At 49.0% G+C, this 12,189-nt stretch carries 9 protein-coding genes; 3 read left to right on the forward strand and 6 right to left on the reverse strand.

Annotated features, from left to right (window positions below):
* Positions 1-2 precede the first annotated feature (2 nt).
* Together motA and L4D79_RS28765 are read left to right on the forward strand one after the other, a co-directional pair.
* On the forward strand, positions 3-860 hold the full coding sequence (gene motA / locus L4D79_RS28760) for a flagellar motor stator protein MotA (protein WP_428657100.1): 858 nt from the start codon (positions 3-5) through the stop codon (positions 858-860).
* Positions 857-1,828 carry a flagellar motor protein MotB gene (locus tag L4D79_RS28765; protein WP_428657102.1) on the forward strand — a complete coding sequence of 324 codons (972 nt, stop codon included), beginning with the start codon at positions 857-859 and terminating at the stop codon, positions 1,826-1,828. The genes motA and L4D79_RS28765 overlap by 4 nt, the downstream gene beginning before the upstream one ends.
* A gap of 191 nt (positions 1,829-2,019) precedes the next feature.
* On the opposite strand, the gene L4D79_RS28770 is transcribed toward L4D79_RS28765, so the two are convergent.
* Both L4D79_RS28770 and L4D79_RS28775 read right to left on the reverse strand, forming a co-directional pair.
* The gene (locus tag L4D79_RS28770) at positions 2,020-3,552 is read right to left on the reverse strand and encodes a hypothetical protein (protein ID WP_428657104.1); all 1,533 of its coding nucleotides are present in this window, start codon (positions 3,550-3,552) and stop codon (positions 2,020-2,022) included.
* 114 nt (positions 3,553-3,666) lie between these two features.
* Positions 3,667-4,212: a CBS domain-containing protein gene (locus L4D79_RS28775; protein WP_428657106.1), complete on the reverse strand. Its 546-nt coding sequence runs from the start codon at positions 4,210-4,212 to the stop codon at positions 3,667-3,669.
* Positions 4,213-4,825: 613 nt separating this feature from the next.
* Here L4D79_RS28775 and L4D79_RS28780 point away from each other — a divergent pair.
* The gene (locus L4D79_RS28780; protein WP_428657108.1) at positions 4,826-5,734 is read left to right on the forward strand and encodes a LysR substrate-binding domain-containing protein; all 909 of its coding nucleotides are present in this window, start codon (positions 4,826-4,828) and stop codon (positions 5,732-5,734) included.
* A gap of 305 nt (positions 5,735-6,039) precedes the next feature.
* Here the strand turns inward: L4D79_RS28780 and pflA are convergent, their stop codons facing one another.
* The 4 genes from pflA to L4D79_RS28800 form a co-directional block, all read right to left on the reverse strand.
* Positions 6,040-6,783 carry a pyruvate formate lyase 1-activating protein gene (pflA, locus tag L4D79_RS28785; RefSeq protein WP_428657110.1) on the reverse strand — a complete coding sequence of 248 codons (744 nt, stop codon included), beginning with the start codon at positions 6,781-6,783 and terminating at the stop codon, positions 6,040-6,042.
* 107 nt (positions 6,784-6,890) lie between these two features.
* Positions 6,891-8,084 (reverse strand): EAL domain-containing response regulator, encoded by a 1,194-nt coding sequence (locus L4D79_RS28790; RefSeq protein ID WP_428657112.1) that lies wholly within the window; start codon positions 8,082-8,084, stop codon positions 6,891-6,893.
* The gene (locus tag L4D79_RS28795) at positions 8,081-10,603 is read right to left on the reverse strand and encodes an ATP-binding protein (protein WP_428657114.1); all 2,523 of its coding nucleotides are present in this window, start codon (positions 10,601-10,603) and stop codon (positions 8,081-8,083) included. The genes L4D79_RS28790 and L4D79_RS28795 overlap by 4 nt, the downstream gene beginning before the upstream one ends.
* Positions 10,537-12,087 carry a transporter substrate-binding domain-containing protein gene (locus L4D79_RS28800; RefSeq protein ID WP_428657116.1) on the reverse strand — a complete coding sequence of 517 codons (1,551 nt, stop codon included), beginning with the start codon at positions 12,085-12,087 and terminating at the stop codon, positions 10,537-10,539. The genes L4D79_RS28795 and L4D79_RS28800 overlap by 67 nt, the downstream gene beginning before the upstream one ends.
* Positions 12,088-12,189 lie beyond the last annotated feature (102 nt).

The following is a 12,189-nucleotide window of genomic DNA, read 5'->3' on the forward strand; positions in this document are numbered from 1 at the left end:
TAATGCAAAAAATAATCGGTGTCTTAATCATTATTATTTGTGTGTTTGGTGGTTTTGTGCTCGCGGGGGGCTATCTCGGCACCATGTGGCAGCCGGCTGAACTGATGATCATTTTAGGTGCCGGTGCTGGTGCACTGGCTATCGGTAACCCGCACCATGTGATTGTTGATATGTGGCATCAGGCCCGTGGGGTGGTGGCCAAGCGCGATGAGCGCAAGCTCTACCGTGAACTGCTTTCACTGATGTACCACCTGCTTGAGCAGGTGCGACAAAACGGGATGCGGGTGCTTGATGAACATATCGAAGAGCCGCACCAGAGCAGCTTGTTCCTGAGTTACCCTGAAGTGCTGGAATACCCTAAACTGGTGACCTTTATTACTGATAACTTCCGCTTGATGGCGATGGGTAAAATCACCGCCCATGAGTTAGAAAGCATGCTGGAACAAGAACTGGAGGCTATCGAAGAAGATTTGATGGAACCTTCCCACTCCATGCACCGTATTGCTGAGGCGATGCCGGGCTTTGGTATTTTGGCTGCGGTCATGGGGATTGTGATCACCATGACCAATATCGATGGCGATATGGCGCAAATCGGGATCAGTGTGGCCCATGCCTTGGTGGGGACCTTTCTGGGTATTTTCTTCTGTTACTGCGTGTTTGATCCACTCAGTACTGCCATGGCCAATCAGGTCAAGCGCGAGCTGTCTGCCTTTGAGTGTGTTAAAGCCATGATGGTGAGTTATACCGCGGGTAAACCGGCCTTGGTTGCGGCGGACTCAGGCCGTAAGTTGATGCTACTGGATGTGAAACCGACTTTTGCCGAGATGGAAGGCTGGGTAACACAACAGGTGTTCCAATGATAAGGGGCAATACCGCAGAGACGGTCATCATAAAAAAACGCCGCAGCCGCGCTAAAGCGGCTCGCCATGGCGGAGCATGGAAAGTTGCCTTTGCCGACTTCACTTTGGCGATGATGGCTTTTTTTATGGTGATGTGGGTATTGCAGGTGACTACCGATGATGAAAAGCAACGTATTGTTGGCCGCTTGAGTGGCCAACAACAGTTGTTGCCGCATGATGATATGTTCATGGACAACAGCCCGTTTGCGGTTGATCTCGGTGGTAAAGCACTGCCAGGCTTACAGAGCCAGCAGCCGAGTAACCCGCAAAATTTGGGCAACTCGCTGACCATCAATGTGGTGGATGGTGATGGCAACAACTTTGGTGGGCTGGGGGAGGAAGGGTCTTCACTTGTGCCTGGGCGCTATGAAAGTCACGAGCAGATGGTTGTACTGGGCGAGTACTTGAAAGATGTCAGTGAATTTCTGTCTGCCAGCAACCAGTTGTCGGTGGAAGTGGTACCGCAAGGGCTTCGGGTACTGGTGAACGATGACAATGAAAAGCCGATGTTCAAACTGGGAGGGGCAGAGCTGACACCGTTTTTTGAAGATTTGCTGTTAGCCATTGCACCAACGTTTGCCACCATTGAAAACCCGATCATGATTTCCGGCCATGCGGATGCCAGTGGCTTTAGCCGTGGTTCGATGGGCAACAACTGGGCTTTGTCTGGTGAGCGTGCACAAAAAGCGAGGGAAGTGCTGGAGTATGGCGGTATGCCAAGCGAGCGCGTTGCTCAGGTAACGGCAATGTCCGATACGATGCTGCTCGATGAAGACGCACCCTATAGCCATTTGAACCGACGTATCGAAATCTTGGTGCTAACCTCGGATACTGAAGAGCAGCTGCAGTTGCTGTTTGGCCGGGATGAGGGCGGGTCTTCGCTGGAGGCCGCTAAACAAGCTGCTTATGCTAACCAACCGGTAAGCTAAACCCTAAACCTTGTTAGCTAAATTTAAATACAATGTCAGCGTGCTAGGTGACGACCCAAGCCTGTCCAATATGTAATGGGCAGGCTTTTTTATTGCAATAAAAAGGGGCTGATTAAATCAGCCCCTTGCTTTCATTTAGCTCGTATTTCATCAAGTCCGTTAAGAATATCTCGCGGGACTTGTCGACCTTATTAAATCATCAAGGTCGAGGAAATAACGCCTATCAAACCAGCACTTGCCAGTACCGTCACTGCTTTCTCTGCCATTTTGCCATTGCTTTCAGCCGCTTTGCCGAACATCGCGAAGACAAATGGGTGGACCAGGAAGGTCATTGCAAAGGTAAAGGTGATAAGGCTTGCCGCTGTCGCACCAAACATCCCTTCTTGTACTGCAGCAAATAGACCGAAGTGAGAGAGACCGGAAGCTGCAGACATAGATGCATGCTCAAGCGACATACCGGCTACGCTTAGCAGCGTGAAGCTACCGAACACGGCCATGATCTGCCAGCCTAGTGAGAATAACATTAGGCCTTTCACTTCTGTCTTTTCACAGCCCTGAGCCGAACGCAGGCTTTTCAGTGCAAGGATAACAAACGCTGCGCCCGCCAAAATCAGTGGTAATGTCCAGCCGACCATTAGCGCTCCGCGCTCTGCACTTGCTGCCAAAATCGTGAATACGAAGATGTGACCGGCAAATGGAATGTTAATCATAATCGGAGCACGAGAAGCGGCTGTGCGGCCGAAGTCGCCCGCAGTACATGCGCCGGTTAGACCTGAGTGAGACAGGCCCCCTGCCAAACCGGGTGCCAGGTTACGTAAATGGTTCGATTTACCGACGAAGATTAGCAGCGCAAGGCCACCGAACATCCAGAATATCTGACCGGAGAAACCGTACACAATAACACTCTGAAGACCCGGGATACCGAAGGCTTCAACCATGTGAGAACCGCCAACCAGAAAGCTGCCTGATAGCACCAGTGGGATACCTGCAAATAGCAGGGCATTCATGGTTGGGCCATGCTTCCATTTTGGTAGCGCCGCCCCCAAGCCCGAAGACAGGATCATCGCAAAGAAGATCTGCGGTAGGCCGATAATTGACGAGATCGCAGTGGATAGCATTAGCGAGAAGTTCAAGACAACAATAATCGCAATAACTTCAAATAGACCCTTGCGGATGTATTGTGCTTTGTTGGAAATCACGGCTTTGCGGTCAATGAGAATAAACGCCAGTGCCAGGCAGATGTAAGAGAGGAGTAGGAAAGACTCACCCATGGCGAAGTCAGAGGTACGATCTGAAATCAGAGCATCAGCAGTCTGGATACCGATGAGCAATAGGAATGCACGGATAATATACGTTAATTGCGTACTGCTTGTTCCCAATACCACTTCCTGGGCGGAAGGGGCAAAGAAGTCACACTCTTCATCAAAGTCCTGTTTAGACAGCAGGCGTCTAATTTCCTGTCCTCCAACGAAGAATGAGGCGATCAATGCAATTACGGTTGTCTGGCCGATCAGTGCAACAACAGGGAACTGTTCTAAGCCCGGTGTCGCCATGCCGCTGTGTACCAATAGTGATCCTAGCGCGAGGCCAAACACAACGATAACCAACAACGATGAATACTTAGTCCCTGCAACGAGGGTACGGGCAACCAATACCATAATTGTTAAAGCGGCTATCGCGATAATAAAATGGTTAAAAGCAAAAAGATGGGAAACTTGTTCCATTTTAACTCCAAAAACTCTTACGATCTGCTCACAGGCGCGCCTCATGTCTAAGAAACATGAAGTTCCAATATTCGTGTTAGGCTGGCCGTGGGCGAATGACTTATTCGTTACCGGTTAGGTAACAACCTGTGGGGCAACATTTTCAGCGACTGGCGCTGGTGTCGTCGCATCATTGAATAGGGCGCGAAGGGCTTTCAACACTTCCTGGCGGGATACCACACCGACATATTTACCGCTTTCCAGAACCGGTAGAATTTGTGGCTTGTTAACCTTGATTGATTTAGCTCGCTCTTCAAGCGACAAGGTTGTCATTTGCGTCGCGTAGCCCATAGCGGTCGTTGGGTATAGTTGTTCTTTGTCCAGAGCTAAAAACTCCAGAGCATCTGTCAGACGATCTTCGATATCCATGGTAACCAAATCGGTTTTCATGAGATTGCCTACGGTTACATCCTCATCAGGTAGGTAGTCTTGGCACCACATTTCGATCATGATGTCGTGGGCAGATAGAAAACCAACTAGATTGCCATTTGCATCACAAACGGGTGCACCGTTAATGTGGTTTTTGGACAATACATCGATAGCCGAAGGCAAACTTGTTTCAAGACTCAACGTCGGGGCTTGCGTATTTACAATGTCTCTCACTGTAAGTAAAGCGCTCATAACAATCTCCTAAATTCAAAATCAACACTGTTGCGGTAACTCGTCAGAGTCATTGAAAAATGGCTCATTAAGCTGTTGACGGGAATGTTACTCAGCACTGGCGTATTAGTAAAATTGATTTTGTTTAGATTGTCATTCAGTTTTCCTGATACTTTGTTTGAAAATATTTCAGGATATATCTTTTCAAGACGTCATCAATTTAGATGATAGAGGTGATGGGGGCATTGAGATTGTGGGTTTATTAATCAAACAGTTAAAGCGATTGCTATGAGGGTTAACGCTGATACCTATCAATAATATTGATTGTAATTGATTGTTTAATAAGTTTATCTTGGTTTGAGTGCTATGCTTCATTCGGGGAATATCAAACAGACTCTACCGGTGAGCATTTGTTTACAGTTTTTCGAGTCTTTACTGGGATATATCCGCTGATGTGCATACGGTATACATTACCCGGCAGTTAAAACTTGATACAATATTGGCTAAGTTTATCGAGCAATCAGATTTATTGATTGGCAAAAATAGCCAAGCGCTAGGTATATAAACAAGTCATTTGGGTATATACGTTACTTTATCGGCGCTGGGCCTACCCGTTGTAAATCTAGGAGTAAAAGTGCGTTATTCGTTGAAACAGTTATCAGTGTTTGATGCGGTTGCTGAGTTGGGCAGTGTTAGCCAAGCTGCTGAAAGGTTGGGGGTTACCCAGTCTGCTGCAAGTATGTCTCTTAGCCAATTAGAAAAACTGCTTGGACGAGATCTTTTCGTACGTCAGGGAAAGGATATGCGCTTAAGCCATTGGGGCAATTGGTTGCGACCAAAGGCGCGGCGTTTATTGCAAGATGCCGAGCAGATTGAAGCGGGCTTTTACGATCAACACCTTTTCAGCGGTAGTATCACGATTGGTGCCAGCCAAACACCGGCCGAGCATTTGGTTCCAGAGCTTATCAGTATTCTTGATACTGACTTTCCGGAAGTCAGAACAGGGCTGGAAGTAAAAAGTAGCCAAGGTATTATTGAGGGTGTGCTTAACTACAAATACGACATCGGCATTATTGAAGGCCGTTGTGATGACAACCGCACCCATCAGGAAGAGTGGTGCCGCGATCACCTTGTCGTTGTTAGTGCTGCTCATCACCCTTTTGCTAAGAATTCTCGAGTCAGCCTAGCGCAATTAGAGCAAGCACAGTGGGTACTGCGTGAAGGTGGTGCTGGAACACGTGCGATTTTTGAGAGTGCAATGGTACCGTTGATCCCGGATTTGGATGTGTGGCGTGAATACTCCCATGTACCGGTGATCCGTTCTATGGTTTCCAACGGCCATTACCTAACCTGCTTACCTTATTTGGATGTAGCACCGTATATTGAGCGGGGTGAACTCGCCGCTTTGAATGTACCTGAGTTAAAAATGGATCGGGCGATATCATTTATCTGGCGCAAGGAGATGGGTGACCACCCGCTGCTGGAGTGCATCAAGCGCGAAGGCCACAGAATGATGAAAAACCATAAACTCAAGTCTTCTTGAGGCAGCGATTCAGTCTTTCTAGTTAGGAAGAGTCGTATTGGCGGTATTGCTTAGTGGGTAAGTCATACCGCTTTTATTTATATGCCATCTAGCTCAGTTTAATTGATAGCATATATCTAATTAACTAATGGGTCAGTAAGTCATCGATCACAGTGGTCATTTGATGCTGGAATAACCAGAAGCCCTCTTTATCCTCACTAAGCCATATTACTGCAATTTACTGATATTTATATTTTTTATGATTTATATCGGCCAGAGACAATAAAGGAGAGCCTGTGCTCTCCTTTATGTTAGCTAAATGAATTTTAGTAAATTACTTTGGCTTCTGTGTAGCTGCTGATGATCTCTTTCACTTTTTCCATCACTTCTTTTGATGGTGGCTTAACACCTGTCAGTTGGTAATCAAAACCCATCGCTTCCCATTTGTGCTCGCCGAGCTGGTGATAAGGCAGAAGCTCGACTTTTTCGATGTTGTCCATGTCTTTGATGAAGTCACCCAGCAGGTGAGCAGAGCGCTCATCATCAGTATACCCTGGCACAACAACATAGCGGATCCAGGTTTTTTGGCCGCGTTGGTGCAGGTAGCGAGCAAAGTCCAATACACGCTTGTTGGGTACGCCAACAAGGTTTTGGTGGATACTGTCATCCATTTGCTTAAGGTCAAGCATCACTAAGTCAGATGCGTCGAGCACTTCATCAACTACGTCTGTGTGTTTGCGGATATAGCCGTTGGTATCTAGGCAAGTATGGATACCTTCTGTTTGTGCTGCGCGGAAGAAGTCACGAACAAACTCTGGCTGTAACATGGCCTCGCCACCGGACGCGGTGACACCACCACCGGATGACTTCATGAAGAAGCGGTATGATTTCGCTTCATTGATCAGCTCTTCAACAGTGATTTCCTTACCATCATGGAGATCCCAGGTATCACGGTTGTGGCAATATTGGCAGCGCATGAGGCAGCCTTGCATGAAGACGATGAAACGAATACCGGGACCGTCGACAGTACCACAGGACTCAAAAGAGTGGATTCGACCTTTTACTGACATTACTTAGCTTCTCCGCTTGGGGGCGTGTTTTACCTGTTATTTTATTACAAAACAGACGTTCAAAATAGCGAAAAAGCACCTAAAAAGTAAGGATACTACTCGTTGTATTAGAGAACCGCTGCTGGTTGTTTGTCTTTCCAACGGTGGTGCCAGCGAGGTAATTGATCGTATGGCATAGGTCGGCCAATAAAGTAGCCTTGTGCATAGTTGCATCCCATTTGGTGCAGGGCCTGCCATTGGTCGTGATGCTCGATGCCTTCGGCAATGGTCGCCAATGATAATCTGCTGGCCAGAAGCAGGCTGGCTTCAATAATAGCCCCGGCACTCTTGCTACCGGGCAGTGCCTGAACAAACCCCATGTCCAGTTTAAGTGATTCGAAAGGCAGTTGATCGAGTTGCTTCAGTGAAGAATACCCTGTTCCGAAGTCATCGATAGAAAGCTTGAAGCCGTACATACCTAATCGAGCGGCTGCTTCTAGGCTAGGGCCGGTATGCTCGATGGCATCCGATTCGGTGATCTCAAAAGACAAGGTCTGGCTGAGCGTCGGGAAATCTTGTGTCAGCTCAATGACACTATCGACAAACCCTTTGCTGATCAGGGTATGAGGGGTGATATTCACGGCAACCCATCGGCCGTCAAAAGCTGGCAGGTTGGTGATAAGATGGCGGATAATCAGCAAGGCCAGCTCATCTTCTTTACCCATTTTTTCGATGAGGGGAAGGAATTGCCCCGGAGCAAGTAGGCCAAATTCAGGGTGCGCCATGCGGATCAGTGCTTCGTTACCGCACCAATTGCCCGACACCATATCGACGATGGGCTGGTAATAAGGCTGCAACCATTGGTGTTCGAAGGCTAATAGGATATCGGCCTCACGAACTTGCTGGCAGGGCTGGCTCGTCCGTACAGGCTTCGGGCGGGAAAGATATTGCTGTGCCTTGTTCAGCAAAGTGTGTATCTGGGTTTGTTGGGCGGGTTTATCCAGGCTGCCGACAACGGTCAGCTGGTAGCTTTTGCACATTTGGCTGACGGAATGGATGACCTCGGGGCTAGCAGCACTTGAGATGATAATCACGCCATCAAAAGGTAATTTTGCTAAATGGCTGAGGAAGGTGATCCCATCCATCTCAGGCATATTCAAATCGCAAACAAGCACATCGGGCAATGAGACCTGAATTTTGTCCAACGCTTCTTTGCCGGTAGAGGCGACGTCGACGAGGCTATTATGACCCCATGCTCTCTCAAGCTGGTTGCGCAGGACAAGCTGCTGGAAGGGGTGATCTTCAACGAGTAATATTTTCATGAGAGTTGTCGTACTTGGCGCCTTAAGTCATCGAGCATTGCATGTATAGGTTCAATGGATATCATATTAACCTTACTGCATATAGATTGTTTTTCAATTAATTCACACTGCTCTGCCATTTCCTGGTACTCCATCATCCGTGCTGCCCCTTTCATACGGTGGCTGATCAAAAGGATGGTATCGCTGTTTTGGCTGTGTATTGCTGTTGACAGTGCTTCCAGATCGTCTACACAGCTATTCATATATTGTTTGATAAAGTGCGTGCAGGTTTCTAAGTCACCGAACATCGTTGTGATCGTATCGATATTGATCGGCCCTGCATGCCGTTTGATCTCTGGGTTATCTTGCTGGGTGCCGACAGTAAAAACGGTTTGCTCGGTATCGCTGTCACTATGATGCGGCGAAAGGACAAGCCAGTCGGAGAGTTTTTCTGACAGGGTATCGAGCGATACCGGCTTGGTCAGGAAGTCATCGAATTGATAGTGTTCGATATGCGCCTTGGCATCAGCAGCAGTATTGGCCGTTAAGGCAATCACAGGTAAGTAGAAGTGCTGTGTGTTACTCGCTAACGGTGTGGCTTGTTGTTGGCGTATGGCTTTGACAAGGCCGTAGCCATCAAGCTCCGGCATGTGGCAGTCGGAGATCAGTAAGGCATACTGCTGTGAGTGAAGCGCTTGAAGCGCCTCAAGGCCATTGCTAACAATATCGGCATAGAAGCCAAGAGCCTGTAGCTGCTGTCTGATAATTTGCTGGTTGATAGGATGGTCTTCGGCAACCAGCAATAAACGCTTTTGAGCCATCGCGGTCTCCCTATCAATACAGGTACTTGCCATTGGCATCGTGCCGAGCTGCTGAAGGGAAGGTTGTTGAAGTGAAGACGGCTGAAGGCAAGGTGCTGAAGGGACGTTGGCCAACGCTTGCAGCAATTGCTGTGGTACCAGCGGAAAATTACCAATGACCCAGCCTTGGTGACAAGGCTCAGCGGACAACAAGGGACTATCGGCTAAATAGATCACCTTAGGAGGTAGCTTCAGTTTGGTTTCGATAGCCTCTATCTTCGCTTGCCAACGCTGCGGCATGAGAACGACATCGTACAGCCCGTCACTGATGGTTGCCCAAGAAGGGCTATCATCATTCAGCTCCACCACGTCACAGTGCCAATAGCTGAGATACTGGACCAACAGCGAGGTGCTATCTTTCTCTATATCAAAGAGCCCACAGCGTAAATCCATTGATAGCTGCTGTTGCAGCGCAATCCGCTTTGCTGGCAAGGAAAAGCGGAAGATAGACCCCTCACCCAAGGTACTGAAGGCTGTGATATCGCCACCCATCAGGTGGACCAGTTGGCGGCAAATAGAGAGCCCGAGCCCGGTACCGCTGAAGCGTCGCTCGCTGCTGGCATCGGCTTGCTCGAACGGTTGGAACAGTTTACCGAGATCGTCTTCGCTGATCCCGATGCCACTGTCAGAGACGCTAATTTGCAGAGTTTGTTGCTGCGGAGTCTCTTCAATGACATTGACGGAGACGGCAATCTCTCCCTGCTCGGTAAATTTGGCGGCGTTGTTCAACAGGTTGTTGAGAACCTGCCTGAGCCGGAGCGGATCGCAGTGGAGTTGATCGGCAATATTGGGTGCCAGCCACAACCGAAACCCAAGCCCTTTTTGCTGGGCATAAATAGCATGAGGCTGAATAAGTTCGGAGACCAAATCCGCTATCGAGCAAGGGGCTGGCGACAAGGTCAGTTTACCGGCTTCAATTTTCGAGAAATCCAGTACATCATTGACAATATTAAGCAGGTTCTTGGCCGAGAGATCGAGGTGGTTGTGCAGACCCCTAGCATGGAGATCATGGCGGATGTGGGGCTCTAGCAATTCCAGCATGCTCAGAATACCGCTTATTGGTGTGCGGATCTCATGGCTCATCATCGCCAAGAACCGGGACTTGGCTTGGGCCGCCGTCTCCGCCTCTCGCCGGGCGCGCTCTAGCTCAAGCTGCTGTTGCTTCATGATGGTAATATCGATCAGGATACTGGTCCATTGCCAACCATTGTCAATTTGAACGACCTGACTGCGGATCTCCAACCAGCGTTGCTGGCCGGCAGGGGATTGTAGCTGAAGCTCGGTTTGCCAATACCCGTGTTCGACCGCACGGTAAAATTCGCTGAATAAGCGTTTGTGGTCGCTACGCTGGCGAAGCAACTCAATCAACCGTTGCGGGTTTTCCTTGAATTCGTCTGCCGAAAACCCCGTGAACTGATGGATATTCTCGCTGATAAACTGCACGCTGATATCTTCCGGATCTTGGCTGTGCTGGGTGTGCTGCATCAAAATACCGTCAACATTATTGGTGAGGTAGGTGAGTTTCTCCTCGATCGCCTTCCGCTGCTGGACTTCGTTGGTCAGCTTCCTGTTCCAATAAGCAAAGGAGGTGACAATTGCACAGATCACCCCGATCAGCGAGATAGCCATAGGGCCAGCCGATTGGCTGAAATGCCACTGTTGAGGGTGACGGTTTGCCATTTATGCTGAATATCGGTCAGTTCGCTCGGTGAGATATTTGCCAATGATTTGTTGAAGATACTGGTCACTAGCGTGTTGTCTTTGGCAATGGCAAAGCCAACAGGTAGGCTGTTGTTATCCAGCTCCGAGGCGATGATCCTGAGTTTGCCAAGGTAGTTGCCTTGCAGTAGGCGCGAGGCACTGGAGAGGGAGATCACGGCATAGTCGGCTTCACCGCCGATAACGGCATTGAGCAACGGCTCGTTATCGTTATAGATGATGATGGGGTTATCGCTGTATTGTTGTCGGGTTAGGATCTCGCCGAATTTCTGGGCCACGACGGCAATTTTGGCCGAGTGGCGGATATATTCCCGCTTGTTTTCCACTGCCGTGACCATCACCCACTTCTCTTCGCTGTAGGGCTGGGAGCAACTGAAATATCTCAACCGCTCCGGGGTACAGGTCACAGCGGCGACAGCATCGATAGTCCCGGTATTGAGGTGTTCGAGTATATCGTTGAAATTGCTGTTGGCGATCGGCACTAAAGTGATATTCAGTTGTTTGGCCAGAATATGCAGCACATCCGCTGATATGCCTCCCATCAGCCCGTTTTGATCAGTGAACTGGTAGGGGAAGTCATTGGGGTGGTAAGCCACCTTGAGGGAAGAGCGCGACTCTACCCATTGGGCTTCGGCTGGATTGAGATGTAGCAGGTGCTGGTGAGAAATCAGTTGCTTTTGCTTGTTTGACAGCCAGGTGTCGTAAATACCTTCTAGCTGCTGTTGCGAGACTTGTTCCAGCCTTTGGTTCAGCATAGTGATCAGTTCTGGCTGATCTTTTCTTGCCGCGATATAGAGCCGCTCATAGGGAATATCTTCAAGTAGGCTCAGCGAGAATCGCTTGTCCGACTTATGGTAGCGCTGCATATTATCAAGGGTGATGGCATTGCCTATATAGGCATCGGCCTTGCCTGCCATCACGGCGGTAAAGGCATCTTCGCTGGTGGCGGTAGGGGTAACAATCGGATTGTTGCCGGCCAGTTGCCTGATTTGCTCTTCAATCGCAAACCCCTCCTCGACAGCAATCACCTTACTTCCCAGCTGGTGGATACTGCGTAGGTTCTTGGTATCGGTGATAGCCGCCATCGGAATGGTGATCAGCGGCTTGGAAAATAGCATGGTCTGTTGGCGGTTATAGGTTGAGGATACCCCAACCAGGAGATCGATATCGTTGTTGTGAAAAGCGGTTAGGACATCAGAGAACGTGGGGTAGATGGTGGTTTCAGTTTGGTGTCCGCTTTCCTGGATAATTTCATGGACAAGGGATGGCAATAAGCCGGACACATGGCCTTTTTGGGAGACAAAGGTAAAAGGGGCCCAGTCAAAAGCAGGGTAACCAATACGAATGTTTTTTTCTGCGGTTCTAACCGGTGTTGAGGTTGGAGGCTCCGCCCAAGCGCGTGGGAATACAATAAACAGAAACAGGATAGTGAGCTTTCGTATCATTTCAGGAAAGCCCCTTGTACAGAAAAGCGCCCTGACGGTGCAAGACCTCTGGGGAGCGTTGAGCAAATTGTCTATTGAGCGGCATGTTAATTCTTATTTGGG

Source organism: Photobacterium satsumensis (genome assembly GCF_050336935.1).
Classification (GTDB): Bacteria; Pseudomonadota; Gammaproteobacteria; order Enterobacterales; family Vibrionaceae; genus Photobacterium; species Photobacterium satsumensis.